Source organism: Belnapia rosea (assembly GCF_900101615.1).
In the GTDB taxonomy this organism is placed as follows: Bacteria; Pseudomonadota; Alphaproteobacteria; order Acetobacterales; family Acetobacteraceae; genus Belnapia; species Belnapia rosea.
In genome coordinates, this window is sequence record NZ_FMZX01000005.1 from 70,697 (window position 1) to 94,960 (window position 24,264).

General features: G+C 72.4%; 24 protein-coding genes. 7 read left to right on the top strand and 17 right to left on the bottom strand.

The genetic code is table 11. The features are described 5' to 3' along the window. Positions 1–33: 33 nt before the first annotated feature. The 9 genes from BLR02_RS12080 to BLR02_RS12115 all read right to left on the bottom strand — a co-directional run bounded on the left by BLR02_RS12080 (position 34) and on the right by BLR02_RS12115 (position 9,061). A complete protein-coding gene (locus BLR02_RS12080; protein WP_090663358.1) occupies positions 34–1,041 on the bottom strand; it encodes an amino acid ABC transporter substrate-binding protein in 1,008 nt (335 codons plus the stop codon). Between the two features lie 14 nt (positions 1,042–1,055). Further along, positions 1,056–2,387 carry an aspartate aminotransferase family protein gene (locus BLR02_RS12085; RefSeq protein WP_090663360.1) on the bottom strand — a complete coding sequence of 444 codons (1,332 nt, stop codon included), beginning with the start codon at positions 2,385–2,387 and terminating at the stop codon, positions 1,056–1,058. Next, positions 2,384–3,211 carry a MurR/RpiR family transcriptional regulator gene (locus BLR02_RS12090; protein ID WP_090663362.1) on the bottom strand — a complete coding sequence of 276 codons (828 nt, stop codon included), beginning with the start codon at positions 3,209–3,211 and terminating at the stop codon, positions 2,384–2,386. The genes BLR02_RS12085 and BLR02_RS12090 overlap by 4 nt, the downstream gene beginning before the upstream one ends. Positions 3,212–3,349: 138 nt before the next feature. Then, positions 3,350–3,505: a hypothetical protein gene (locus BLR02_RS29465; RefSeq protein ID WP_176849533.1), complete on the bottom strand. Its 156-nt coding sequence runs from the start codon at positions 3,503–3,505 to the stop codon at positions 3,350–3,352. A gap of 77 nt (positions 3,506–3,582) precedes the next feature. After that, the gene (locus tag BLR02_RS12095) at positions 3,583–4,830 is read right to left on the bottom strand and encodes a NupC/NupG family nucleoside CNT transporter (RefSeq protein ID WP_090663364.1); all 1,248 of its coding nucleotides are present in this window, start codon (positions 4,828–4,830) and stop codon (positions 3,583–3,585) included. Beyond that, positions 4,827–5,843, bottom strand: coding sequence for a DNA recombination protein RmuC (locus BLR02_RS12100; protein WP_143018112.1), 1,017 nt, complete (start codon positions 5,841–5,843; stop codon positions 4,827–4,829). The genes BLR02_RS12095 and BLR02_RS12100 overlap by 4 nt, the downstream gene beginning before the upstream one ends. Before the next feature lie 63 nt (positions 5,844–5,906). Beyond that, complete coding sequence (locus tag BLR02_RS12105; RefSeq protein WP_090663366.1) at positions 5,907–6,515, bottom strand: carbonic anhydrase; 609 nt, start codon at positions 6,513–6,515, stop codon at positions 5,907–5,909. Positions 6,516–6,583: 68 nt separating this feature from the next. After that, complete coding sequence (gene purH, locus BLR02_RS12110; protein WP_090663368.1) at positions 6,584–8,161, bottom strand: bifunctional phosphoribosylaminoimidazolecarboxamide formyltransferase/IMP cyclohydrolase; 1,578 nt, start codon at positions 8,159–8,161, stop codon at positions 6,584–6,586. A 69-nt stretch (positions 8,162–8,230) separates the two neighbouring features. Beyond that, positions 8,231–9,061: a lipid-binding SYLF domain-containing protein gene (locus BLR02_RS12115; RefSeq protein ID WP_245704749.1), complete on the bottom strand. Its 831-nt coding sequence runs from the start codon at positions 9,059–9,061 to the stop codon at positions 8,231–8,233. 228 nt (positions 9,062–9,289) lie between these two features. Here BLR02_RS12115 and BLR02_RS12120 point away from each other — a divergent pair, with 228 nt between their 5' ends. Beyond that, positions 9,290–10,162, top strand: coding sequence for a calcium-binding protein (locus BLR02_RS12120; protein WP_090663369.1), 873 nt, complete (start codon positions 9,290–9,292; stop codon positions 10,160–10,162). Positions 10,163–10,183: 21 nt separating this feature from the next. Here the strand turns inward: BLR02_RS12120 and BLR02_RS12125 are convergent, their stop codons facing one another. From BLR02_RS12125 to BLR02_RS12145, 5 genes are read right to left on the bottom strand one after another with little or no spacing between them, the layout of a single operon-like run. Next, the gene (locus BLR02_RS12125; RefSeq protein ID WP_090563984.1) at positions 10,184–10,819 is read right to left on the bottom strand and encodes a histidine phosphatase family protein; all 636 of its coding nucleotides are present in this window, start codon (positions 10,817–10,819) and stop codon (positions 10,184–10,186) included. Positions 10,820–10,828: 9 nt separating this feature from the next. Continuing rightward, positions 10,829–11,632 carry an ABC transporter permease gene (locus BLR02_RS12130; protein WP_090563982.1) on the bottom strand — a complete coding sequence of 268 codons (804 nt, stop codon included), beginning with the start codon at positions 11,630–11,632 and terminating at the stop codon, positions 10,829–10,831. After that, the gene (locus BLR02_RS12135; protein WP_090663372.1) at positions 11,629–12,378 is read right to left on the bottom strand and encodes an ABC transporter ATP-binding protein; all 750 of its coding nucleotides are present in this window, start codon (positions 12,376–12,378) and stop codon (positions 11,629–11,631) included. Before BLR02_RS12135 ends, BLR02_RS12130 begins: the two co-directional genes overlap by 4 nt. 16 nt (positions 12,379–12,394) lie before the next feature. Further along, positions 12,395–13,540: a hypothetical protein gene (locus BLR02_RS12140; protein WP_090563978.1), complete on the bottom strand. Its 1,146-nt coding sequence runs from the start codon at positions 13,538–13,540 to the stop codon at positions 12,395–12,397. After that, on the bottom strand, positions 13,537–14,517 hold the full coding sequence (locus tag BLR02_RS12145; protein ID WP_218127925.1) for a hypothetical protein: 981 nt from the start codon (positions 14,515–14,517) through the stop codon (positions 13,537–13,539). Before BLR02_RS12145 ends, BLR02_RS12140 begins: the two co-directional genes overlap by 4 nt. 128 nt (positions 14,518–14,645) lie before the next feature. On the opposite strand from BLR02_RS12145, the gene BLR02_RS12150 reads away from it, so the two are divergent. The 3 genes from BLR02_RS12150 to BLR02_RS12160 all read left to right on the top strand — a co-directional run bounded on the left by BLR02_RS12150 (position 14,646) and on the right by BLR02_RS12160 (position 17,639). After that, on the top strand, positions 14,646–15,422 hold the full coding sequence (locus tag BLR02_RS12150) for a metallophosphoesterase family protein (RefSeq protein ID WP_408735515.1): 777 nt from the start codon (positions 14,646–14,648) through the stop codon (positions 15,420–15,422). 100 nt (positions 15,423–15,522) lie between these two features. Then, entirely contained in the window at positions 15,523–16,935 is a 1,413-nt protein-coding gene (locus BLR02_RS12155) for a bifunctional heptose 7-phosphate kinase/heptose 1-phosphate adenyltransferase (RefSeq protein WP_408735474.1), read from the top strand. A 191-nt stretch (positions 16,936–17,126) separates the two neighbouring features. Continuing rightward, a complete protein-coding gene (locus BLR02_RS12160) occupies positions 17,127–17,639 on the top strand; it encodes an invasion associated locus B family protein (protein WP_176849534.1) in 513 nt (170 codons plus the stop codon). A 42-nt stretch (positions 17,640–17,681) separates the two neighbouring features. On the opposite strand, the gene BLR02_RS12165 is transcribed toward BLR02_RS12160, so the two are convergent. Next, the gene (locus tag BLR02_RS12165) at positions 17,682–18,674 is read right to left on the bottom strand and encodes a Bug family tripartite tricarboxylate transporter substrate binding protein (protein ID WP_090563969.1); all 993 of its coding nucleotides are present in this window, start codon (positions 18,672–18,674) and stop codon (positions 17,682–17,684) included. Between the two features lie 53 nt (positions 18,675–18,727). Next, positions 18,728–19,837 (bottom strand): enolase C-terminal domain-like protein, encoded by a 1,110-nt coding sequence (locus BLR02_RS12170; RefSeq protein ID WP_090563968.1) that lies wholly within the window; start codon positions 19,835–19,837, stop codon positions 18,728–18,730. Positions 19,838–20,041: 204 nt separating this feature from the next. On the opposite strand from BLR02_RS12170, the gene BLR02_RS12175 reads away from it, so the two are divergent. Continuing rightward, complete coding sequence (locus BLR02_RS12175) at positions 20,042–21,022, top strand: Bug family tripartite tricarboxylate transporter substrate binding protein (RefSeq protein ID WP_090663380.1); 981 nt, start codon at positions 20,042–20,044, stop codon at positions 21,020–21,022. A 24-nt stretch (positions 21,023–21,046) separates the two neighbouring features. Here the strand turns inward: BLR02_RS12175 and BLR02_RS12180 are convergent, their stop codons facing one another. After that, positions 21,047–22,036, bottom strand: a complete 990-nt coding sequence (locus BLR02_RS12180; protein ID WP_090663494.1) for a Bug family tripartite tricarboxylate transporter substrate binding protein — start codon at positions 22,034–22,036, stop codon at positions 21,047–21,049. A gap of 228 nt (positions 22,037–22,264) precedes the next feature. On the opposite strand from BLR02_RS12180, the gene BLR02_RS12185 reads away from it, so the two are divergent. Together BLR02_RS12185 and BLR02_RS12190 are read left to right on the top strand one after the other, a co-directional pair. Further along, positions 22,265–23,296 carry an NAD-dependent epimerase/dehydratase family protein gene (locus tag BLR02_RS12185; protein ID WP_090563965.1) on the top strand — a complete coding sequence of 344 codons (1,032 nt, stop codon included), beginning with the start codon at positions 22,265–22,267 and terminating at the stop codon, positions 23,294–23,296. Further along, positions 23,293–24,258, top strand: a complete 966-nt coding sequence (locus BLR02_RS12190) for a tripartite tricarboxylate transporter substrate binding protein (RefSeq protein ID WP_090663382.1) — start codon at positions 23,293–23,295, stop codon at positions 24,256–24,258. Before BLR02_RS12185 ends, BLR02_RS12190 begins: the two co-directional genes overlap by 4 nt. The last annotated feature ends 6 nt before the right edge of the window (positions 24,259–24,264 follow it).

The following is a 24,264-nucleotide window of genomic DNA, read 5'->3' on the forward strand; positions in this document are numbered from 1 at the left end:
ACGCGATCAGGGATCGGAAGGTTCCGCCCCCGCTCAGCGGAAGGGAATGGCGTACATCAGCCCGCCCTGGGTCCAGAGGCCGTTGAGGCCGCGGCGCAGCTTCAGCGTGCTGCCCTGGCCGACATTGCGCTCGAACACCTCGCCGTAATTGCCGACCGCGCGGATGGCGCTCAAGGCCCAGCGGTTGTCGAGGCCGAAGCGGCTGCCGAACTCGCCGGCGGTGCCGAGCAGCCGCTGCGCGTTCGGGTTGGCGCCGGCGGCCTGCGCCTCGGCATTGGCCGCGGTGATGCCAAGCTCCTCCGCCTCGATCAGCGCGTAATGCGTCCAGGCGATGATGTTGGACCACTGGTCGTCGCCATTGCGGGTGAAGGGGCCGAGCGGCTCCTTGCTGATCGTCTCCTCCAGCACGCGATAGGCTGCCGGGTCGCGCGCCGCGGTCAGCGCGCCGGCCAGCGCGCTCGCATCCTGGGTCATCGCGTCGCAGCGGCCGGCGTAGAAGGCCTCGTACATGGTGTCGATGCGCTCGAAGACCACGGGGCTGAACTTCATCCCCCGCGCGCGGAACACGTCGTTCAGGTTCAGCTCGTGCGTGGTGCCCTGGGCCACGCAGATGGTCGCGCCGTCCAGCTCCTGCACCTTGCCGACACTGGCGTCGCGCCGCACGGCGAAGCCCTGGCCGTCATAGAAATTCACCGGCCCCTGGTTGAGGCCGAGCGAGGCGTCGCGCAGGAAGGTCTGGGTCGAGTTGCGGAACAGCACGTCGATCTCGCCCGTCTGCAGCGCGGTGAAGCGCGCCTGGGCGGTCAGCGGCACATAGCGCACCTTGGTCGCATCGCCGAGCACGGCGGCCGCCACCGCCCGGCAGTAGTCGACATCGAGGCCGCGGAACTCGCCGCGGCTATCGGGGGCGGAGAAGCCGGCGAAGCCCTGGCTCACGCCGCAATTGAGCACCCCGCGCGCCTTCACCGCCGCCAGCGTCTGTGCCTCGGCGCCCTCCATGCCGGCGAGGGCCAGCGCCCCCGCCAGGATCCAAGCCTTCATCACTGCAATCCCCTTCACAGGCTGGCCAGCGCGGCGTCCACCGCCTCGCCGAACCGGTCCACGATCTCGTCGATCTGCGCGGCCGTCGCGATGTAGGGCGGGGCCAGGATGGCGTGGTCGCCCCGCCGGCCGTCGATCGTGCCGCCCATCGGGTAGCAGGCGAGGCCGCGCTCATAAGCCTGCATCTTCACCCGCTCGTTCAGCTTCAGTGCCGGGTCGAAGACGGATTTGCCCGCCCGGTCCTCGACCAGCTCGATCGCCCAGAACAGGCCGCGGCCGCGGATGTCGCCGACATGGCGGTGGTTGCCGAAGCGCTCGGTGAGGCGCTGCTCGAGCCGCGCGCCCATGGCCTGGACGTTGTCGAGCAGCCTCTCCTCGGCGATGACCTTCTGCACCGCGACGGCGGCGGCGCAGGCCACCGGATGCGCCTGGTAGGTGTGGCCGTGCATGAAGGCGCCGGTGCCGCCGGTCAGCCCCTCGATCACCCGGCCATGCACCAGGATGCCGCCGATCGGCTGGTAGCCGCCGCCGAGCCCCTTGGCGACGATCTGGATGTCCGGCGTCACGCCCTCCTGCTCCCAGGTGTGCAGCGCGCCGCAGCGGCCCATGCCGCTCATCACCTCGTCGAGGATGAGCAGCGCGCCATGCCGGTCGCAGACCGCCTTCATCGCCGGGAAGTAGCCGGGCAACGCCGTGACGCAGCCGAGCGTCGCGCCCACCACCGTCTCGGCCATGAAGGCGATGACGGTGTCGGGGCCGAGGCGCTGGAACTCGGCCTCCAGCTCATCGGCCAGCCGGGCGACGTATTGCTCGTCGCTCTCGCCCTCGGCGCGGTCGCGATAGGCGTAGCAGGGCGAGACATGGCTGAAGGCGGGCGAGAGCAGCGGCTGGTAGGGCGCGCGGCGCATCGCATTGCCGCCGGCCGAGAGGGCGCCGAGCGTGTTGCCGTGATAGCTCTGCCGCCGGGCAATGAAGCGGGTGCGCTCCGGCTGGCCGATCTCGAGGAAATACTGCCGTGCCATCTTGATGGCGGCCTCGTTCCCCTCCGAGCCGGAGGAGCAGAAATAGGCATGGGTCAGCCCGCCCGGCCGGTGGCCGACCATGATGTCGGCCAGCTCCTCCGCGCTCTCGCAGCTGAACAGCGCGGTATGGGCATAGGCGAGCTTGTCGAGCTGCGCCTTGATGGCCTCGATCACCCGCGGGTGGCCATGGCCGAGGCAGGCGACGGCGGCGCCGCCCGAGCCGTCGATGATCGCCCGGCCGGACTGGTCGTAGAGGTAGATCCCCTCGCCCCGCAGGGCGAGCGGCGGGTCGGCATGCAGGCTGCGATGGACGAGGTGGCTCATGGCTGGTCCTCCGGCTCGGGCAGGTAGGCGGACAGGGTGGCGAGGCGCGCCTCGCTTTCGCGCAGCCGAGCCCGCGCCGCCTCGCCGCCGAGGGCGAAGACGGCGGCGGCCAGCGCCTGGGCGAGGGCCAGCGCGGCGGTGAGGCTCGGGAAGAAGGCCGGCGTCGCGGTGGCGAAGACCAGCAGGTGCTCCGCCCCGGCGGCGACCGGCGCGGCGGGGCTGTCGGCCAGCACCACCAGCCGCAGCCCGGCGGCGCGTGCCGCCGCCTGGGTGGTCAGGGCGGCGCGGGAATAGGGGGCGAAGCCGGTCAGCACCAGCGCCTCGCCCCGCTGCATCGCGCCGAGATCGAGGTCGAGCGCGGCATCGCCCACCAGCACAGTCTCCGGCCGGAACAGGCGCAGCTGGTAGTGCAGCAGCGTCGCCACCGCGCGGCAGGACCGGAAGCCGGCGACATGGATGCGCGGCGCCGCATCCAGCATGGCGGCAGCGGCCTGCAGCGCGGCCTCGGGCAGTGTGGCCAGCGCCGCGATATTGGCGGCCTCGGCGGCCTGGATGGCGGCGAGGCCACCGTCCCCGGCGCGGCTGGAATAGGGGGCGGGCCGGCGCTGCTCCTCGATGGCGGCGGCGCGCAGCTCGTCCCAGCCGGCGAAGCCGAGGGCCTGGGCGAGGCGGGTGAAGGTCGCGGGGCTCGCCCCGGCCTCGGCCGCCAGCGCCCGCATGGAGCGCGTCGCGGCATCGAAGGGGCGTTCGCTGACATGGCGGCCCGCCGCGGCGAGCTGCGGCGGCAGGGCCGGCAGGGCGGCGCGGAGGCGGTCGGCGAGCATGAGACAAATGTTTCACGACCCAGCCGGAACCGCAACACCTGTCTCTTAGCCAAGCCGGGCCGAAAGCCGCCCCCGCGCTGCCCCTGGCATGATCCGCGGTCGCCGGACAGCGCGGGTCATGCCAGAGGCGATCGCGCCTTACGGCATGGTGCGTGGCGCGGTGGTCTGAGGCGTCGGCGCCATGCGGCCATTCTGGTCGGGCGTGGCGACGCCATCGCGGGGACGCGGCGGGCCGCCGCAGGCGGCGAGCAGGGCGACCAGCAGCAGCGGGGCGGCGAGGCGGGTGAAGGCCATGGTCTGTCTCCGGGACGGTTGCACCAGGGAGAAACCCCGACCGCCACCGGAGTTGCGCCCAGGCGCCGTGCCAAGCCTCAGGGCGCCGTCAGCACGCCCACCGTCGCGCCCGCCATGCAGCAGGCGATGCTCGCCGCCACCAGGCTACGCAGCCCGAGCCGGACGATCTCCGCGCGTCGCTCCGGGCACATCGCCGCCATGCCGGTCACCATGATCCCGACCGAGGCGAAATTGGTGAAGCCGCAGAGCGCATAGGTGAGGATGACGCGGGAGCGTTCGGTGAGCCCGGCGGCGCCGCTGGCGGCGAGTTGCAGGTAGCTGACGAACTCGTTCACCACCACCTTCACGCCGAGGCTCTGCGCGACCGTCGCGCATTCGCTGGCGGGGATGCCCATGGCGAAGGCGAGTGGCCAGAAGACGAGGCCGGCGATGCCCTCCAGCGTCCAGCCGGTGAGCGGCTGGAGCATGCCGTTCACCAGCGCCACCAGCGCGACGAAGACGATGAGCGAGGCCATGATGCCGAGCAGCAGCTGCAGCCCATCCGCCGTGCCGCGCACCAGCGCATCCATGCTGCTGTCATAGAGGCGCGGCGCGTCGGCCTCCGGTCCGGCGGCTCCCGCCGCCTCTCGCTCCGGGACCATCAGCAGGGCGGCGAGGACGGCGCCGGGGGCGGAGACGAGGCTCGCCGTCAGGAGCTGCCCGGCGGCATCGGGCACCACCGGCGCGATCATCGTCGCATAGACCACCAGCATGTTGCCGCTGATGGTGGCGAGGCCGGCCACCATGCAGGTGAACAGCTCCGCCCTCGTCAGCCGCGCGAGCCAGGGGCGGATCAGCAGCGGCGCCTCCACCATGCCGACGAAGACATTGGCGGCGACCGAGAGGTTGCAGGCGCCCGACAGGCCGAAGAGCCAGCCGAGGCCGCGCGCCAGGCCCCGCACCACCAGCGGCAGGATGCGCCAGTGGTAGAGCAGCGCGGAGAGCGCGCCGACCAGCAGCACCAGCGGCAGGGCCTGGAAGAAGAGGATGAAGCTGCCACCTGGCACCGTCTCGGCATAGGGCAGCGGCGCCCCGCCGAGATAGCCGAAGACGAGGCTGGTGCCCGCCCGCGTCGCCCGCGCCAGCGCATCCACCCCATCGCCGACCAGGGCGAAGCCGGCGCGCAGCGGCGGGATGTGCAGCAGCGCCGCGGCGACCAGCAGCTGGCCGAGCAGCCCCGCCACCACCACCCTTGGCCGCACGCCGCGCCGGCAGCCGCCCAGCACCCAGGCCAGCAGGCCGAGCGCGGGCAGGCCCGCCAGGGCCTGGAGCTGCAGGGTGCTCATTCGGCGGCGCGGGCCGGGCTCGGCGTATCCATCTCCACCGCCTCGATCCGGGCGGCGGCGGCGAGGATCTTCTGCGCGGTGATGGCGATCTGGTCCATATCGGCCTGCGACTCGCTGAAATGGCGCCGGAGGTTGCCGACGCGGCGGTCGAGCCGCCCGGTCTCCTCCGCGAGGCGGGCGACCTCCAGCCGCATGTTCTGTGCCTCGGCCCGCAGCCGCACGTCACGCATCAGCGCCCGCATGGCGCCGAGCACCGCCCAGAGCGTGCCGGGCGAGACGAGATAGACGCCGCGCCGCGCCGCCTCCTGCACCAGCGCGCCGTGCAGCGCGTGCAGGTCGGCATGCAGCGCCTCGGAGGGGAGGAAGATCAGCGCGCCCTCCGCCGTCTCGCCGGGGCGGATGTATTTCGTCGCCACGTCATCGACATGGCGGCGGATGTCGGCGGCCAGCCGCCGCGTGGCCTGGAGCCGCGCCGCCTCGTCGGGCGCCGTCCGCAGCGCCTGCCAGGCCTCGAGCGGGAATTTGCTGTCCACCGCGATGGGGCCGGGCGGGAAGGGCAGGCGGATCAGCGCGTCGCAGCGCGTGCCGTTGGACAGCGGGTGCTGCCAGGCCCAGCCCTCGGCCGGCAGCCTGTCGGCCAGCATGTCGCGCAGCTGCACCTCGCCGAAGGCGCCGCGTGCCTGCTTGTTGCCGAGGATGCCGGCCAGCGTCGTCACCTGCCCGCCCAGCGCCTCGATATTCGCCCGGGCGGCATCGATGACGGCGAGCCGCTCATGGATGCGGCGGGCACTGTCCTGGGTGCGCTCGGCGCTGTCGGCGAGGCTGCGGGCCAGGCGCTCATTCTGCGCCGCCACCGACTGGTCGAGCCGCTGGGAGAGCGCATCCATCCGCTCGGCGAGCAGCGCAACGCCCTCGCCGCCGCCGCCACCGCGCGGGCGGAAGGCCAGCACCAGCAGCCCGCCCGCGAGCGCGGCCGCCACGGGCACCAGCAACGGCAACAGCCAATCCGGCACGCAGGATCCCCCGATTCGCCCCTGGGCGAGTCTCGCACTCCGGGGTGCCCCGAGGAAACGATCTCAGGATGCCGGGTGGAACTCGCCATCCTCGCCGAGCAGCACGAGCTTGCCCGTCGCCACGCCGAAATGCGCGCCATGCAGGATGAGGCGGCCCTCGGCCACCGCCTCCGCCACCCAGGGGAAGGTCATGATGTTGCGGAGCGAGATGCGCACCGCCTCATGCTCGCCCACCTCCTGCCGCTCGGCGGGCTCGCAGCGCAGCACCCGCTCGCGCGCCTCCTTGGCGATGCTGATCCAGCCGGCGACGAAATCCTGCGCCTCCGGCGGCGCGCCGTTCAGCAGCGCCGCGACGCCGCCGCAAAGCGCATGGCCGAGCACCAGGACCCGCTCCACCTTCAGCACCCGGACGGCGAATTCCAGCGCCGCGCTGGTGCCGTGGAAGGCGGCGTCCGGCATGTAGGGCGGGATGAGGTTGGCCACGTTGCGGACGACAAACAGCTCGCCCGGCGCGGCGGAGAAGATCATCTGCGGGTCGACGCGGCTGTCCGAGCAGGCGATGACCATGGTCTTCGGGCTCTGCCCCCGCTCCGCCAGCTCCTCGAAGCGGGCCCGCTCGCGCGGCCAGGTCTCCACGCGGAAACGGCGGTAGCCGTCGATGAGGCGGTCCATGGACATGCTGCTCCGTTACGATGAGGGACCTGCCGGATGTGCTCCGGACAGGCCCGCAATCAAGCCTCTCAGTGCCGGAAGTGCCGCATCCCGGTGAAGACCATGGCGAGGCCGGCCTTGTCGGCTGCCGCGATCACCTCGTTGTCCCGCATCGATCCGCCGGGCTGGATCACCGCCGTGGCGCCCGCTGCCGCCGCCGTCTCCAGCCCGTCGGCGAAGGGGAAGAAGGCGTCCGAGGCAACGACGCTGCCGCGGGCCAGCGGCTCCGGAAGGCTGGCGGCCTTGGCCGCGGCCTCCGACTTCCAGGCGGCGATGCGGCTGCTCTCCACCCGGTTCATCTGCCCGGCGCCGATGCCGACCGTCGCCAGCCCCTTGGCATAGACGATGGCATTCGACTTCACATGCTTGCAGACGCGGAAGGCGAAGAGCAGGTCGGCCAGCTCGGCGGCCGTGGGCGCACGCTGCGTCACCACCTTCAGCCCCGCCTCCGTCACCCGGCCGGCATCGCGGGACTGGGCGAGGAAACCGCCCGAGACGCTCTTGAAGACGCGGCCCGGCGCCGCCGGGTCCGGCACGCCGCCGGTCAGCAGCAGGCGGAGGTTCTTCTTGCGGGCGAAGATGGCGCGGGCTGCCTCGTCCGCATCGGGGGCCACCACCACCTCGGTGAAGATGGCGGTGATCTTCTCCGCCGCCGCGGCGTCCAGCACGCGGTTGGCGGCGACGATGCCGCCGAAGGCCGAGACCGGGTCGCAGAGCAGCGCCCGGTCCCAGGCCGCGGCCAGGCTCCCGTCCACCGCCACGCCGCAGGGATTGGCGTGCTTGACAATGACGATGGCAGGCCGGTCGAATTCGGCGACGCATTCGAAGGCGGCGTCGGTGTCGTTCAGGTTGTTGTAGGACAGCTCCTTGCCCTGGGCCTGCCGCGCGGTGGCGATCCCTGGCCGGTCGCTGCCATCGGTGTAGAAGGCCGCCTGCTGATGCGGGTTCTCGCCGTAGCGGAGGCCCTGGCGCAGCACGCCGGCCATGGCGAGGCGGGGCGGGAATTCCTCGCCGAGCTGGCCGGCGAACCAGCCGGAGATCGCCGCGTCATAGGCCGCCGTCCGGGCATAGGCCGCCGCCGCCAGCCGCCGCCGCGTCGCCAGGCGGGTGCCGCCCTCGGCCTCCAGCTCGGCCTGGACCTCGGCGAGCTGCGCCGGCTCGGTCAGCACCACGACATGGGCATGGTTCTTGGCGGCGCTGCGGATCATCGCCGGGCCACCGATATCGATATTCTCGATGCAGTCCTCGAAGCCCGCGCCGCCGGCGACCGTCGCCTCGAAGGGGTAGAGGTTCACCACGACGAGGTCGATCGGCGCGATGCCGTGCTGCTGCATCTGCGCCCCGTGCTCCGGCAGGTCGCGCCGGCCGAGCAGCCCGCCATGGACCTGCGGCACCAGGGTCTTCACCCGGCCGTCGAGGATCTCGGGGAAGCCGGTATGCTCGGAGACATCCTTCACCGGCACCCCGGCCTCGCGGAGTGCCCGGGCCGTCCCGCCGGTGGAGAGGATCTCCACGCCGCGCCCGGCGAGGAAGCGGCCAAATTCGAGCAGCCCGGTCTTGTCGGAGACGGAGATCAGGGCACGGCGGATGGGGACGAGGTCGGTCATGAAGGGGGCACTCCGCGGTCGGGCGCGGCATAGACCCGCGCCCGCCACGGGGCAACCGCCCCGAGGCCGTTACCGCAGCGGAGGCAGGGTGCTCCGCTGGACGCCACCACCCGCGACAGGCGCCGGGCCACTGCCGAGCGTGCCGGGGCCGGGCTGGTAGCCAGGCGCCGGCTGATAGGCGGGGGCGGGCTGGTAGGCGGGCGGCTGGGCGGCCGCCGCGGTGCCGGTGCCGAAGCGCATCAGCGCCGCCCGCAGCGGGTCGGCCGCCGGGTTGTGGACCTGCATCGCCACCACGATCTCCCGCGGCCCGGTTTCGCGCTGGTAGTAGCTGCGGTTCCATTCGCTGCGGGGCGTGATCATCGAGCCTTCCAGCGTCAGGCCGGCATAGAGACCGCGGGCGCGGGCGAAGGCGACGATATCGGCCCCGACCGCCGCCGTCGTCGCGCCCTCGACCGAGCCGCCATAGGTGGCGAAGGCGAGCGAGGCATCGGCGCCGAGCTTCAGCTGGCTGTCGAGCATGGCGTTGAGCGCCTTGTCGTTCATGATCAGCATCAGGATCTGCAGGTCCTGGATGCCGGCCTGCAGGCCGAAGCTGCCCGAGCCGAGGGAGTAGAAGGCCGGCGAGGACCAGGATCCGGCGGCATCCCGCCCGACCATTACGCAGCCACCGCCCTCGCCGCCGAAGAAGAAGCCGCCGCGGAAGATGCGCGGGCAGATTATGGCGGCGCGGGCCCGGCGCAGCAGGTCGGCGGCCTTCAGCCGGTCATGGCCCTCGCCGAGGATTTCCTGCACCGCGAGCGTGGACCGGTCGACCAGCGTCTGCTCCTCGCCTCCGACGGGGGTACCCGCGCAACCGGCAAGCATTGTGAGAGTGAGGCCCACGATCATCAGACGCCGCATGAAGCTTCCCCACCAAGCCATGGATTTGTCGACGGAAGGTTAGCCGTTCTCCGGCGGGCTGTCCAAACCCCAGCCGGAGAGGCGGCCGCATCCGCGGTTGGGCGGAGCCCGCCCTGTGACAGAATAATACGGAGACACGAACGATTTGTTTACCATTACACAATCACAGGTTGTAGGGTCCGGCCAGGATACCCGGCATTCGGGTGACTCCCAGGCAAGGACCGGATCATGGCCGACTACGCATCGATCATCGGCGGCAACGGGGCGCATCTCGCCTTCGACGACGTGCCGCGCGCGGTGGATGCCTTCTACCAGCTGGACAGCGCCCTCCCGGTCCTCGACCTCTCCTTCCGCAGCGGCAGCAGCTATGTGGACGGGGCCGGCAATGCGAACGACCTGCATGTGATCCTCGGCAAGGGAAGCGACACGGTCTTCACCGGGATGGGCGACGACGTGATCTTCGGCGGCAAGGGCGGCGACCGCATCGATGCTGGCGGGGGCAACAACCTAGTCATCGGCGACCAGGGCCATGACAGCATCGCCGCCGGCAGCGGCTTCGACACGCTGAGCAGCGGCAAGGGTGACGACACCATCGATGGCGGCGCCGGCGCCGACCACCTCGCCGGCGATGATGGCCATGATCTGCTCCTCGGCGGTTCCGGCAATGACACGCTCAACGGCGGCAAGGGAGACGACGATCTCTATGGCGGCAGCGGCGACGATTCGCTGTTCGGCGACAAGGACGACGATCTGCTCTCCGGCGGCGCCGGCCGCGACACGCTGGATGGCGGCAGCGGGAACGACACCCTCTCCGGTGGCGTCGGCGACGACGTGCTGGCCGGGGGCGACGGCTACGACACCTTCTATTTCGAGGATGGCTTCGGCCACGACCAGATCATCGGCTTCAGCACGGATGACCGCATCCTGCTGGCACCCGATATCGACGGCTCCGGTATCATGACGCCGAAGGATCTGGAACCCTATGTCAGCGGCGACCATGCGGTGACGAAGATCACCATCGGCGACAACAGCATCGTCCTGCACGGCATGGACAAGGAGGTCTTCCTCAGCCACCTCAGCCAGTGGGTGAAGGTCCTGTAGGGCGCGGTCGCGCGCCCCGCCCTACTCCCAGTCGGGCGCCAGCCAGGGCTCCTCGTTCACGGCGGAGACGCGCCAGTCTCCGCCATGGCGCTCGAGCCGCGTCACCCCAAGGTTGCGGATGGAGAAGGCCAGGGCCTGGTGCCCGGTCAGACCCAGCGCATGGGCGATGGCGGCACGGATCGAGCCGCCATGCGCCACCACCACAACATCCTCGCCGGCATGCGCCTCGGCCAGCCGGTCGAGCACCGCGCCGACGCGGGTGGCGACGGTGGCGAAGCTCTCGCCATTCGGCGGCTCCTCCTCCGCGGCATGCGGCCAGAAGGGATGGGCCGGGTGGCGCAGCTTCGCCGCCAGCGCCTCATGCGGCAGCCCCTGCCAGTCGCCGAGATGCTGCTCGGCGAGGCCGGGCTCCGTCGCCAGCGGCTGCTCGGGATAGCCGGCGGCGAAGATCGCCGCGGCCGTCGCCCGGGTGCGGGCCAGGTTCGAGGTGACCCAGGCCGCCGGCCGCGGCAGCCGCGCGGCCAGCCAGCGGAACAGCGAGGCATCCTGCTTCAGGGCCAGATCGCAGAGCGGCACGTCCATCGCGCCGTAGAACAGGGTCCGGGCCTTGGGCTCGACCAGGGCGTGGCGGATCAGGTGGAACCGGGTCTCGGGCATGGCGGCCAGCTATTCTCCGATGTTCAGCAGCGCGCCACGCACCCGGGCGGACTGGAATTGCCGCAGGAAGACGAAACCCATCAGTGCCAGCCAGGCGGCATCCAGCGCGAAGGCGGCAAGGAGATGGCCGGTCGCCACCGTCCCGTCGCGCAGCGCCTGCCGCATCCCCTCGAAGACATGCGCCGAGGGCAGTGCGAGCGCCACCGGCTGCAGCCAGCCGGGCAATATGCTCACCGGGTAGAAGACGGCCGAGAAGGGCGTCAGCCCGAAGAGGATCGACCAGGCCAACGCCTCCGCCCCCGCGCCGTAGCGCAGGATCAGCGCGGTGACGCCGAGCGCCACGGCCCAGCCCATCACCAGCAGCGCCGCGAAGAAGCCGACCACCACCGGCCCCATCGTCAGGATACCGAAGGAATACAGCAGCCAGGCCAGCAGCATCGCCGGCAGCACGCCGACCAGGACGCGGATGATGCTCATGCCCATCAGCGCCGCCACCAGCTCGCGCGGGCGGAGCGGGCTGACGAAGACATGGCCGAGGTTGCGCGACCAGATCTCCTCGAGGAAGGAGAGCGAGAAGCCCATCTGGCTCCGGAGCGCCACCTCCCAGAGCAGCACGCCGCCGAGCAGCACCCCGGCCGCCACGCTCGCGGTATTGCCCTGCACACCGGCCAGGTAGGAGGTGACGAAGCCCCAGACCACCATCTGCAGCACCGGCCAGTACATCAGCTCCAGCACCCGCGGCCAGGACCGCCGGTAAAGTGCGAGATGCCGGTAGATGATCCCCCAGACCCGCCGCAGCGCCGCCCGGTTCATGCCGGCACCCGCTGCCGCCCGCGGGCGATGTCGAGGAAGACCTGCTCCAGATCCTCGCGCCCGTATTTGCCCAGCAGCTCGGCCGGGCTGCCGCTGTCGACCACGCGCCCCTGCTTCAGCATCAGCACATGGCCGCAGAGCCGCTCGACCTCCGCCATGTTGTGGCTGGCGAGCAGGATGGAGCAGCCCGTCTCCGCCCGGTAGCGCTCCAGCCAGCTGCGCACCCAATCGCCGGTATCCGGGTCGAGGCTTGCCGTCGGCTCGTCGAGCAGCAGCAATTCGGGCCGATTCACCAGCGACTTGGCGAGCGCCACCCGCGTCTTCTGCCCGGCCGAGAGCTGCCCCGCCGGCCGGTCCAGCAGGTCGGTGAGCTGGAGCTGTGCCGCCAGCTCACCGATCCGGCGCTCGGCCTCCGGCACGTCGTAGAGATGGGCATAGACCCGCAGGTTCTCGGCCACGCTCAGCCGCGAGGGAAGGGCGATATAGGGTGAGGAGAAATTCATCCGCGCGAGCGCCGCGAACCGGTCCCGCGCCATGTCGTGGCCGAGCACGGTGATGCGCCCGCCGCTCGGCACCAGCAGGCCGAGCAGCATGGCGATGGTGGTGGTCTTGCCCGCGCCGTTGCCGCCAAGCAGTCCCCAGGTGGCGCCGCGTGGCATGCGGAAGGAGAGGCTGTCGACCGCCGCCGGCGCATCGGGGGCGTAGCGCTTGCTCAGCGCCTCGGCGAGGATGGCGGGGATTTCCATGGGCTCCGCATATGCGTCAGCCCCGTGGCCGCAGCAACCGCCCTTCGAACAGCGTAATGCCCGCCTCCCATCCCCAGCCGATGGCGGCCGCCCGGTCCGCCCCGGCGAGGACCACCCTTCCACGGTCCTCCGGCAGGGCGGCTGCGAAGCCCGGCAGGGCCGCCGACCAGCGCAGCCGCAGCAGGTCCACCTCCAGCCGGGCCAGGGGCAGGGCCGGCAGCAGGGCCGGGGCGGCGAGGTCGAGTGCCACCCGCCAGCCGCGCAGCCGGCAAAAATCGCGGGCGAAGGCAAAGCCCGCCGGGTCCGCCAGCGCATCCTCGGCGGCGAGGGAGAGGGTCATCCGCGCCCGCCCCTCAGGCCCCAGCGCCGCGTCGAGGCGGAGGAATTCCGGCTCCGCCACCGTCTCCGGCGCGAGGGAGAGGCCGGCCTGGCCAAGCCGCCGGGCATCCTCCGGCCGCGCCAGCTCGGTCAGCAGGCGGCGGTCGGCCAGCCGGCGCAGGCGGCGGGACAGGGCCGGGGCAAGGGCCGGGTCGGCCCCGGGCAGCAGGGCGGCGCAGAGTTCGGGCCAGGCGAGTTCCCATTCCTCCCATGCGATGTCCGGGCCACCGCCATCGGGCGAGAGCCGGCAGACCGGGCGGCGGACCAGGAAGCGCGCCAGGCCGGCATGGCCGAGCCCGCGCTCCATCGCCGCCAGATCGGCGGCCGAGACGGGATGCCTGTCCGCCTCCGGCGCCGGCCGCCGGCGGGGCGGGGCGCTGCCGGGGGTGAGGCTATCCTCCACCGCGGCGAGCAGGGCGGCTGCTTCCTCCGGCAGGCGCCGCCGGGTGAAGGGCGGCGCCTCCTCGGCGGCGAAGAGGATGGCGAGCTCCCCCTCCGCCTCGCGCAGGTGGCGGCCCTCCGGCGGGGCAACGGCGACGATGTCGCCATTCGGCAGCTCGAAGACGCGGGCGCGGGTTGGGCGCAGTAGGGGAGCGAGGGCATCCCGTACCAGGCGCTGGTGGTGGCCGCGGCGGAGGCCGGCCTCGAGCGCCGTCAGGCGGAGATGCAGCACATCCCGCACCGTGCCGGCGGCCACCGCCTCGCGTAGGAAATGGGCGAGGGCCAGGGCATCGGCGCCGCGCGGGCCGGCGAAGGGGCGCAGCGGGGCAGGCTGAGGGCTCATGCCGCCTCCGCCGCCGGGCCGGTGGCGAAGGCGCCGAGCCGCGCCGCCAGCGCAAGCGCGGCCGGGCCGTCGCAGCCGGTCAGGACGAGCCGTTCCGGTGGCAGGCCGCGCAGCGCCGCCAGCCCGGCGCGATCCTCGAGCGCCGGGGACCAGCGGAGCAGCAGCAGGTCGGCCGGCAGCCCGCCAGCCGTTAGCAGGGCAAGCGCCGCGGCATCCAGCCCCTCCAGCGCCAGATCCCAGCCTCGCGCCGCCAGGGCCTCGCGCCAGGCCGGCAGCGCCGGATCGGCCGCGGCCGCGAGGGGCAGGACGCCGATAAGGCCGGGCAGCGCGGTGGGCGGCGGCAGGACACCCCGCGGCAGGGGCAACAGCCGCCGGCCGGGCAGGTCCCGGGCCCAGAGGGCGAGGCCGGGCAGCAGCCGCGCCGCCAGCCGGTCCGCCGCATGGGCCATCAGATCCGGATCGGCCGCCAGCGGGCCGAGCATCGTAGCAAGGGCTGGCCGGGAGAGCCGCAGCCGGCGCCCCCGCCCGGGCACCGCCGCACCGGGGCGGATCAGGTGGCGGTGCCGGAGGACGCGGTCGGCGGGCAGCGCATCCAGCCGCGCCTCGAGCCCGGCAAGCCCCTCGGCCGGGGCCAGAATTGTGGGCTCCGGCCCGGCGAGCTGGGCCGTCGCCGCCCAGGCGAGCAGCGCCTTGGCATCCTGCGGCAAGGTCCAGAGCGTCGCCGGCTGCATGTCCGGCCCGGCGAGGGTGGCGAGTGCCGCCGCGGCGCGGCGCGCGGCACCCGGCATGGCGCCGAGCAACAGCATCTCCCCCGACGTGGTGTCGAACACCGCCCCGCCCCCGGTTTCCGCGGCGTCCTGCAGCAGGGCGCGCGCCAGGCGGCGGCGGGGGGGCGGGCCGGCGAGTCGGCCGGCCGGGCGCAGCCGCAGCGCCACCCGCCCCTCGGCGCCCGGCAGGGCTTGGCGGAGCAGGGGCATCAGCCCGGCCGCCGGCGGGCTGGCCGATGATGGGGCGGGAAAGCCGGCAGGGCGGGGTCCGGTCACGATCATGCGCTGTCCTGGCGCGGTGCGGTGCGGCGCGTCATCCTCTAAACTCGCGCCGGATGGTGAACGATGCCCTAAGCGCCGCCTCGAAATCGGCGCGCCCCGCATTCCCCTGGCCCGGCCAATTGGCCCCCGGCGCCCTGCCGCCGGGCTGGCGCATCTATGCGGTGGGCGACATTCATGGCTGTGCCGACCGGCTCGCCACCCTGCATGCCATGATTGCCGAGGATGCGGCGGCGCGGCCGGTCAGCCGCGTCACGCTCGTCCATCTCGGCGACTATGTGGATCGCGGCCCGGACAGCGCTGCGGTGCTGCGGCGCCTGCTCGACCCGGAGCCCCTGCTCGGCCCCGCCTTCGCCGAGGTCGAAGTGGTCAACCTGCTGGGCAACCACGAAGTGATGATGCTGGATGCCTGCGACCCGGACGCCCATCCCGGCGCCCTGCCCTTCTGGCTGGAGAATGGCGGCGCGGCGACGCTCGCCAGCTATGGCGCCGACCCGGACGGCCCCGATGCCTGCGCCGCCGTGCCGCCGGAGGATCTCGACCTGCTGCGCCATTGCCCGCTGCAATATGCCGCCGGCGACTACCTTTTCGTCCATGCCGGGGTGCGGCCTGGCATCCCGACCGAGCGGCAGGACCCATTCGACCTGGTCTGGATCCGCGAGCCCTTCCTGTCCTTCGACGGGGACCTGCCTCAGGTGGTGGTGCATGGCCATACGCCGGCCGAGGTGCCCGTGGTGCGGCCGCACCGCATCGGCGTCGATACCGGCGCCTGCTTCGGCGGAACATTGAGCTGCGTGGTGCTGGAGGGGCAGCGCCTGCGCTTTCTCTCGGCATGATGGCTGGTTCGAGGGTCCCCGGGGCCCCATTGCCGGTCTGTGACAATTATCGGCGTCTCTCGCCTTGCGTGTGAACCCTGGCATGGGCTACCGCAGTGCGATGCACGGCCCCGCGCCCGAACCCCGCCCAGCCCTATCCGGTGCCATACCGGCCGATCTGCTGGAGGCGGTGCGCCAGTTGAAGCGCGGCACCGTCCTCGTTGTCGGGGACGCGATGCTGGACCGCTACGTCTATGGCCGCGTCGAACGCATCAGCCCGGAAGCGCCGGTGCCTGTCCTGGCGGTGGAGCGCGAGGTGGCGCTCCCCGGTGGCGCCGGCAATGTCGTGCGCAACCTGACGGCGCTGGGCGCCGCCGTCGCCTTTGTCTCGATCGTCGGCGACGACCAGGCGGGCAGCGACCTCACCGGGCTGATCGGTGGCCAGCCCGGCGTCGAGCCCTGGCTTCTGGTACAGGGCGGCCGGGCCACCACGGTGAAGACGCGCTTCGTCTCCAGCGGCCAGCAGCTGCTGCGCACCGACCATGAGCAGGCCGCCCCGATCCATCATCGCCTCGCGGACCGGCTGGTGCGCATCGCCGCCGATGCGGTGGCCGCGACCACGGTCATGGTCCTGTCGGACTACCGGAAGGGCGTGCTGGCCGGGAATACCGCCGCCCGGCTGATCGCGGCTGCCCGCACCGCCGGCCGCAAGGTAGTGGTCGATCCGCGCGGCGGCGACCCCAGCCGCTTCGCCGGCGCCGACCTCATCATCCCCGATTGCGCCGAACTCAGCGACGCCACCGGCCTGCCGACCGGGACGGAGGCGGAGATCGCCACCGCCGCGCAGGCGCTGAAATCCACGCATGGCTTCGGTGCCGTGCTCGTCATCCGCGGCCCGGCCGGGTTGATGCTGGTGGATGGGGAGGAGCGGCCCCGCCACCTGCCTGCCGATGTGGCGGAGCTGGTCGACCCGGCGGGGGCCGGGGATGCGGTGATCTCAGTCACGGCAGCCGGCCTCGCCGTCGGCCTGCCCTTGCCGATGGTGGCGAGGCTCGCGGCGCTGGCGGCGGGCATCGCCATGGGCAAGTCCGGCATCGGCGTGGTGCGCGAGGATGAGTTCCTCGAAGTGCTGACCCCGGGCCGGCTCGCCGCCCGCAAGCTCGTCACCCGCGGACAGGCGGCGGAGCGGGTCGAGGTCTGGCGCCGCGCCGGGCACCGCGTCGGCTTCCTGGCCGCCCGCACGGCCGCGGCCGAGCCGCATCTGCTCGACCAGGCGCATGACTGGTGCGACCGGCTGGTGGTCGGCGTCGGCGACGGGGATCCGGCGGCGGAGGCGCTGGCGGAACTCACCGCGGTCGATCTCGTCATCCGGTATGGCAGCGAGACGGCGGTCGACCTGATCCGCATGCTGCGGCCCGATGTGCTGGTGCAGGACCCGGGGCGCGCGCCGGAGACATTGGCCGGTGGCGACATCATGCAGGAATGGGGCGGCACCGTGCGCCGCGCGGTCCCCGAGCCGGAGCGCGGACTCTAGAGCCGCCGCCTTCGCCGCATGGTTGCCGGCGCCGCTGGCCCCGGCTACAGCCAAGGGGCGACAGGGTGCAGGGGAAGTCCATGCAAGCAACGTTCCGCGGTTTGGCAATTCTGGCTGCATGCCTCGCGCCGATACTCGCCAAGGCGCAGCCTGCCTCTCGTGCACCGGCACCGGCGCCTACGGCACCGACCGTGGCCACGCCGGCACCGAATGCCCCGGCCGATAGCCCGGACCGCACCATGGCCGTCTTCGCCGACTGGATCGTGCGCTGCGAGACGCGCGCCGCGGCCGGCACGGCACCCGCCGCCCGCCAGTGCGAGATGGCCCAGACGACCCAGGACCAGCGGCAGCAACCCGTCGCGGTCGTCGCCCTCGGGCGTACCGGGAAGGGCGAGCCGCTGCGCATCGTGGCGCAGGTGCCGGTGAACCTGCAGATCGGCCCGCCGGCCCGGCTGGTGCTCGATATCCCGAACCGCCCGGCCGAGCCGCCGCTGGCGCTCGCCTTCCGCAATTGCGTGCCGCGCGGCTGCTTTGCCGAGCTGGAGATGCGCGACGAGGCGGTGCTGCGCCGCCTGCGCAGCCGCCCGGCCGAGGCGGCCGCCCGGATGGAATGGAAGGATGCGGCGGGCGGGGATGCCAGCATCCCCGTCTCCTTCCGCGGCTTCGCCGCCGCCTTCGAGGCGCTGGCGAAGGAGAGCGAATAGGGCTGATCCCGGCCGGGTGGGCGCACCCGGCCGGGCCCGGCCTCACCCGTCGGCGCGGATGTTGTTGGCGCGCACGACCTCGCCCCAGCGGGCATGGTCGCGGCGCATCGTCTCGCCCAGCGATTCGGCCGTGCCGCCGCCCGGCTCGTCGCCCTGGCTGGTGATGCGCTCGCGCACCGAGGCATCCTGCACCGCCGTGTTCAGCGCCGTGTTCAGCCGCGCGACGATCTCCGGCGGCAGGCCGGGCGGGCCGAACAGGCCGATCCAGGCGGTGAAGGTGTAGTCCGGCAGGCCCTGCTCGGCCGAGGTCGGCAGGTCCGGGAAGGCCGGGATCCGCTGCGTGCCGGTGGACAGCATGCCGCGGATCTGCCCGGCCCGCAGGAAGGGCGCGACCACCGAGGCGGCGTCGCACATGATGCTGAAGCGCCCGGCGATGAAGTCCTGCATCGCCGGCCCGCTGCCGCGATAGGGGACGTGCTCCATCGGCGGGTTGCCGATGCGGTTCTTCAGCATCTCCATCGCCACATGGGAGAGGCTGCCGGCGCTGGCCGAGCCGTAGTCCACGCCATTCGGCTGGGTCCGCGCCCAGGCGGCGAATTCCTGCGGCGTCTTCGCCGGCACGGAGGGGTGCACGCAGAGGACGAGCGAGGATTGCAGCATCAGCCCGACCGGCGTCAGCCGCAGCGGGTCGATCGTCATCCCCTGGAAAGTGTGCGGGTTGATGGTCAGCGGGTTGGCGTTGCCGGCCAGCAGCGTGTAGCCGTCCGGCCGCGACCGCAGCACCGCATCGGTGCCGAGATTGCCGCCGGCGCCGCCGCGGTTGTCGATCACCACGCTCTGTCCGAGCGCGGCGGAGAGGCCGGGCTGGAGGATGCGCGCGGCGAAGTCGGTCTGCCCGCCCGGCGGGAAGCCGACCACCACGGTGATCGGCCGGTTCGGATAGCCGCCCTGCGCGATGGCCGGGGTGGCGAGGCCGAGCCCCAGCATCCCCGTCAACGCGCCGCGGCGCGAAGGGCCTTGCCCAATGGTCGTCATCGAGGCGCCTTTTCAGTCATGTTGGTGGCGGCGCTTGTACAGGGCGGCGCGATCTATTCCAGTACCGCGATGCGCTTCCGCTCGATCAACTCGAAGTCGATCGCGGCGCCGAGGCCCGGGCCCTCCGGGGCATGCACCAGCCCGTCCGGCCCCACCGTGATGTCCTCGGCCAGGCCGTATTTGTGCGCCCCGTCCGGCAGCAGCACCTCGAAGTAGCTGGTGTTGCGGATGGCGCAGCAGACATGCAGGTTCGCCACGTTGTTGAGGCTGTTGCCGCCGTGATGCACCTCGTAGTTCATGCGGAAGGCCTCGGCGAGGTGGGCGGTCTTCATCAGGGTGGTGATGCCGCCCTTCACCGCGACGTCGCCGCGCAGGTAGTCCGTTGCCTGCAGCATGATCCAGGGCGCGTAGCTCTCGAGCCCGGCCGCCGGGTATTCCGTGGCGACGATCGGGATGTCGAGCTTCTGCCGCAGCTTGACGTAGCTGGTGATGTCCTGGTCGTGCAGCGGGTCCTCGTACCAGAGGAAGCCGAGCTCCTCGATGGCGCGCCCGACGCGCATCGCCGCCGGGAAGTCGTAGCTCCAGGTGCTGTCGAGCATCAGCGTGTAGTCCTCGCCGACCGCCCGGCGCACCGCCTCGCAGACCTTGATGTCGGTCCGCCATTGCTGCGGCGGGTGGATCTTGTAGGCGGCCCAGCCGGTGTCGCGGAAGCGCACCGCCTCCTCCGCATAGGCCGCGGCGTCGGGCAGGATGGCGGAACTCGCATAGGCCGGGATGCTGTGCCGCGTCGTCCCGAGCAGCCGGTGGATGGGCATGCCCGCCGCCTGGCCGGCGATGTCCCATAGCGCCACGTCCACCGCGCCGATCGAGCGTACCGAGACGAGGCGGGACCAGGGCCAGAGGGCGGCGTTGAGCCTCTCGCGGTCGAGCGGGTCCTGGCCCATCAGCAGCGGCTTCAGGTAGCGGACAAGGCCCGGCCCGTCATTCGCCGCGGTATGCGTCGCGGAGCCGAGGAAGGCATGGCCGGTGATGCCGGTATCCGTGCGGATCCGCAGCAGGCCGAGGGCGGAGCTGCCCGACTCCAGCCGGCTGGAGGCGTGGTACTTGGTCGGCGGGATGCCCTCCCAGGCGAAGAGCGTCAGCGAGACGTGGTCGATCTTCATCGGCGTTTCCTTCCCGGTGGGGAAGGTTAGAGCATGATCGCCGCAGGCTGGAACGGCCGGAGGCGTGAATCATGCGACGCAACAACAGGCTGGGGCGTGATCCGCGATCCGGAGATTGCGGATCACGCCCCAGGCAAGCGGCGGCGGATTTGTCATCTGCGCCCCGCCGGACGAGCATGGCCGCAACGATGGAGGAAACCGACCATGCCGATCGCCCGCCGTGCCGCGCTCGCCCTGCCGCTCGCTGCCCTGGGGAGGCCGGCCGCGGCCCAGCCCTGGCCGCCCCGCCCGCCGCGCCTCGTGGTGCCCTATGCGCCGGGTGGGCTGACCGACATCCTGGCCCGCGCCCTCGCCGCCGGCCTCGGGGCGCAGCTCGGCCAGCAGGTTGTGGTGGAGAACCGGCCGGGGGCGAATACCATCATCGGCGCCGGGGCGGTGGCCCAGGCGGCGCCCGACGGGCTCACCCTGCTGATGGCCAGCGGCGCCAGCACCGTGCTGAACCCGCTGCTCTACCGCCAGCTGCCCTATGACGCGGCGCGGGACCTCCTCGTGGTCGGCATCGTGGTGGAGACGCCGCTGGTGATGGTGGTGCCGCCGGGCCTGCCGGTGCGGAGCGTCGCCGAATTCGTCGCCCATGCGAAGGCGCGGCCGGATGGGGTGAACTACGCCTCGGTCGGCCTCGGCAACCCCATCCAGCTCGCCGCCGAGCTCTTCGCCATGGGGGCCGGGGTGCCGCTCACCAATGTGGTTTATCCCGGCAGCGCCCCGGCGCTGCTGGCGCTGACCGCGGGCGAGGTGCAGGTGATGTTCGACGTCATCGGCACCTCCCTGCCGCAGATCCGCGAAGGGCGGCTGCGCGCCCTGGCGGTGACGACGCGCGAGCGCCTGGCCGTGCTACCGGATGTGCCGACCATCGCCGAGAGCGGCCTGCCGGGCTATCAGGCCACCACCTGGTTCGGCATCGCCGTGCCGCGGGCGGTGCCGGAGCCGGTGCTCGCCCGCCTGCGCACCGCCCTCGCCGCGGTGCAGCAGGAGCCGGAATTCGTCCGCCGCTTCGCCGATCTCGGCCTCGCCGTGCAGCCGCCACTGGAGGCGGCCGCCATCGAGGCCTATCTGGCGGAGGAGCGCGAGCGCTGGGGCGGCGTCATCCGCGCCAAGGGGATCTCGCTCGGCGCCGCCCCCTGACGCCCAGGCCCATGATCCCTTGGCTCAGTCGAGCTGGATGTTCGCCTTGCGGATCACCTCGCCCCAACGGGCGATCTCCTGGTTGATGTGGGCGGCGAATTGCTCCGGCGTGTCGCCCACCGGCTGGGCGCCCTGCTCCTCGATCTTCGCCCGCACCGCCGGGTCCCGCACGATCGCCTGCAGCTCCTGAGACAGGCGCTGCACGATCTCCGGCGGCATGCGGGCGGGGGCCTGGATGCCGAACCAGGCGGTGGCGTCGAGGCCCGGATAGCCGGCCTCATGCGTCGTCGGCACATCGGGCACCGCCGGGCTGCGCTCGGCCGTCGTCACCGCCAGGGCGCGGACGCGGTTGTCGCGGATATGGCCGAGCGAGGAGGGCAGGTTGTCCACCGCCATGTCCACCCGGCCGGCGATCACCTCGGTCAGCATCGGGCCCGAGCCGCGGAAGGGGACATGCACCAGGTTGATGCCGGCCACCTGCTTCCACAGCTCGCCGGTGAGGTGCAGGCTGGTGCCGTTGCCTGAGCTGGCGATGGTCAGCCCGTCCCGCCGCTGCTTGGCCAGGGCCACCGCCTCCTGCAGGGTCTTCACCGGCAGTTGCGGGGCGGCGATGATCACGTTCGGCACCGCCGCGATGTTGGAGACGGCGGCGAGGTCCTCCGGCTTGTAGGGCATGGTGTTGCGATACAGGCCGTAATTGATGGCCGCCGTCCCGATCGTCGTCATCAGCAACGTGTGGTTGTCGGTGGACCTGGCCACCGCCTCGGCACCGATATTGCCGCCGGCGCCGGGGCGGTTCTCGACGACGACGGACTGGCCGAGTCGCGCGGTCAGCGGCTCCACCAGGAGGCGCGCGACGATGTCGGTGGTGCCGGCGGCGCTGAAGGGGACGATGATCCGCACCGGCCGGTTGGGCCAGCCGGCCTGCGCCAGGGCCGGACGGCCGGGCAGGATGGTGAGGGCGGCGGTGCCGAGGCTGGCACTGAGCGCGGCGCGACGTGTGATGGCAGGCATGGTCTTCCCCATTTGGCTCAGGCGGGCTCGTGATCCCGCGTCTCGTCCCGTGCGGCTCGGCAAGCCCGAACGCGCATGGCCGCCCTTGTATCCAGCCATTCGTTCCTGGTCGAACCGGCCAGGCCCCCGCGCCCGGGATCGTGCGCGGCCGCCGTTCGAAACAATGCGGCTTGGCCTGCACCCCGCATCGCGCTTGGATGGCGCCCAAGGAAATCGGGAGAGAGACGCATGGCCGCATCGGTCCCCATCGCGGGCAACCGCTTCGCCATCATCGGCGGCGCGAGCCTGGTCGGCTCCGCCACCGCCGGTGAGCTTTTGGACCATGGCGCGGCGGAGGTCGTGCTGTTCGACAATTTCGCCTTTGGCTCGGATGCCGCCATCGCCCATCTGAAGGACCATCCGCGCCTCCGCCTGGTGCGCGGCGACGTGATGCGGATGGCCGACCTGCTGCGCGCCACCGAGGGCCTGGCCGGCGTGCTGCAGCTGGCTGCCTACATGACCCTGTCGATGGACCGCGACCCCTGGAGCGGGCTCGACGTCAATATCCGCGGGGTGCAGAACGTGCTGGAGGCCTGCCGCGCCAATGGCGTGCGGAAGCTCGTCTTCGCCTCCTCCAACGCCACCTACGGCTACGGCCCCGGCGTCGCCGGCGAGCTGGTGGAGGACACGCCCTTTCATTCCGCCGGCGCCCCGCCGGCGGCCATCCTCTACGGCGCCAGCAAGATCATCGGCGAGCAGCTCTGCCGCGACGCCTACCGCAAATGGGGCCAGGACTATGTCGTGCTGCGCTACAGCACGGTCTATGGCGAGCGCCAGCACTACCGCGCCGCCAATGCCCTCTACATCATCGAGACCATCGACCGGCTGCGGCGTGGCGAGGCGCCGCAGGTCTTCGGCGACGGCTCGGAGACCAAGCATTTCGTCTATGTCGGCGACCTGGCGCGGGCCAACCGCATGGCCTTCGAGAGCGGGGCGACGGATGTGGCGGTCAACACCTCCGGCCCCGCCCCGACCACGACGCTCGAGCTGGTGCAGCTGGTGACCGAGCTGCTCGGCGGCGGGAAGGCGCCGGAGTTCATCGGCGCCGAGCCGGGCAAGGTCCGCCTCACCTCGGGCGGCGCCTTCCGCATCGCCCATGAGGCGGCGAAGGCGGCCATCGGCTGGGCGCCGGAGGTGGACATGCGCGAGGGCCTTCGTCGCCTCATCGCCTGGCGCGATGGAAACGAGGGGCGCAACAGCAACGAGGAGCGCGGCGCATGAGCCTTACCCGGCGTACCCTGCTGGGGGCGGGCCTCGCCACCCCCGCCCTCGCCCCCTCCCTCGCCCAGACCGCTCGCTACCCGGAGCGGCCGATCGAGATCATCGTCGGCTTCACCGCCGGCGGCGGCACGGATCTCGATGCCCGGAGCTATGGCCGCGCGCTGGAGCAGCGACTCGGCGGCACCGTCGTCATCACCAACCGGCCCGGGGCGGGGGGCGAGCTGGCGCTCGGCGCCGTGGCCCGCGCCAAGCCGGACGGCCATACCCTCGGCACCACCAACTATCCCGGCCTGCTCACCATCCCGATCGAGCGGCAGGCGCAGTTCAAGCTCGACGACTTCGCCCCCATCGCCAACCTGGTGACGGACCCGAGCGCCATCACCGCCCATGCCGACGGCCCCTACCGCACCCTCGCCGATGTCATCGCCCGGGCGAAGGCGGAGCCGGAGCGCATCACCTACGCCTCGCCGGGAATCGGGACGGACGACCACCTGCAGCTCGTCCTGCTGCAGGTGGCGGCCGGCATCCGGCTGAACCACGTGGCCTTCCAGGGCGACCCGCAGCTGCGCACCGCCGTCCTCGGCAAGCAGGTCGACCTGATGGGGCTCAACCTCGGCGCCGTTACCGCCGCGCCGCAGGGCTTCCGCATCCTCGCCCAGGCCGCGGCCCGGCGCAGCCGCTTCGGCCCCGAGGTGCCGACGCTGACGGAACTCGGCTTCCCGATCACCATGGCCTCGGAGCGCGGCATCGTGGCGCCCGCCGGCACGCCGCCTGCCATCCTCGCCCGGCTGCGCGAGGCGACGGCCGACATCGCCCGCGACCCGGATTTCATCCGCGCCCTGGAGGACCGCTTCACCGAGCCCGCCTATGAGCCCGGTCTCGCCTGGTTCGACCGGCTGCGCCGGCAGGAGGCGGACTACCGCGGCCTCTGGCAGCGCACCCCCTGGGTGCAGCGGGGGTAGTGCAGC

Excerpts from the sequence above, each read along its gene's own strand:
- BLR02_RS12080 (WP_090663358.1), bottom strand. The coding sequence starts at position 1,041 with ATGAAGGCTTGGATCCTGGCGGGGGCGCTGGCCCTCGCCGGCATGGAG.
- BLR02_RS12085 (WP_090663360.1), bottom strand. The coding sequence starts at position 2,387 with ATGAGCCACCTCGTCCATCGCAGCCTGCATGCCGACCCGCCGCTCGCC.
- BLR02_RS12090 (WP_090663362.1), bottom strand. The coding sequence starts at position 3,211 with ATGCTCGCCGACCGCCTCCGCGCCGCCCTGCCGGCCCTGCCGCCGCAG.
- BLR02_RS29465 (WP_176849533.1), bottom strand. The coding sequence starts at position 3,505 with ATGGCCTTCACCCGCCTCGCCGCCCCGCTGCTGCTGGTCGCCCTGCTC.
- BLR02_RS12095 (WP_090663364.1), bottom strand. The coding sequence starts at position 4,830 with ATGAGCACCCTGCAGCTCCAGGCCCTGGCGGGCCTGCCCGCGCTCGGC.
- BLR02_RS12105 (WP_090663366.1), bottom strand. The coding sequence starts at position 6,515 with ATGGACCGCCTCATCGACGGCTACCGCCGTTTCCGCGTGGAGACCTGG.
- purH (WP_090663368.1), bottom strand. The coding sequence starts at position 8,161 with ATGACCGACCTCGTCCCCATCCGCCGTGCCCTGATCTCCGTCTCCGAC.
- BLR02_RS12115 (WP_245704749.1), bottom strand. The coding sequence starts at position 9,061 with ATGCGGCGTCTGATGATCGTGGGCCTCACTCTCACAATGCTTGCCGGT.
- BLR02_RS12120 (WP_090663369.1), top strand. The coding sequence starts at position 9,290 with ATGGCCGACTACGCATCGATCATCGGCGGCAACGGGGCGCATCTCGCC.
- BLR02_RS12125 (WP_090563984.1), bottom strand. The coding sequence starts at position 10,819 with ATGCCCGAGACCCGGTTCCACCTGATCCGCCACGCCCTGGTCGAGCCC.
- BLR02_RS12130 (WP_090563982.1), bottom strand. The coding sequence starts at position 11,632 with ATGAACCGGGCGGCGCTGCGGCGGGTCTGGGGGATCATCTACCGGCAT.
- BLR02_RS12135 (WP_090663372.1), bottom strand. The coding sequence starts at position 12,378 with ATGGAAATCCCCGCCATCCTCGCCGAGGCGCTGAGCAAGCGCTACGCC.
- BLR02_RS12140 (WP_090563978.1), bottom strand. The coding sequence starts at position 13,540 with ATGAGCCCTCAGCCTGCCCCGCTGCGCCCCTTCGCCGGCCCGCGCGGC.
- BLR02_RS12145 (WP_218127925.1), bottom strand. The coding sequence starts at position 14,517 with ATGCCCCTGCTCCGCCAAGCCCTGCCGGGCGCCGAGGGGCGGGTGGCG.
- BLR02_RS12155 (WP_408735474.1), top strand. The coding sequence starts at position 15,523 with ATGCACGGCCCCGCGCCCGAACCCCGCCCAGCCCTATCCGGTGCCATA.
- BLR02_RS12165 (WP_090563969.1), bottom strand. The coding sequence starts at position 18,674 with ATGACGACCATTGGGCAAGGCCCTTCGCGCCGCGGCGCGTTGACGGGG.
- BLR02_RS12170 (WP_090563968.1), bottom strand. The coding sequence starts at position 19,837 with ATGAAGATCGACCACGTCTCGCTGACGCTCTTCGCCTGGGAGGGCATC.
- BLR02_RS12175 (WP_090663380.1), top strand. The coding sequence starts at position 20,042 with ATGCCGATCGCCCGCCGTGCCGCGCTCGCCCTGCCGCTCGCTGCCCTG.
- BLR02_RS12180 (WP_090663494.1), bottom strand. The coding sequence starts at position 22,036 with ATGCCTGCCATCACACGTCGCGCCGCGCTCAGTGCCAGCCTCGGCACC.
- BLR02_RS12185 (WP_090563965.1), top strand. The coding sequence starts at position 22,265 with ATGGCCGCATCGGTCCCCATCGCGGGCAACCGCTTCGCCATCATCGGC.
- BLR02_RS12190 (WP_090663382.1), top strand. The coding sequence starts at position 23,293 with ATGAGCCTTACCCGGCGTACCCTGCTGGGGGCGGGCCTCGCCACCCCC.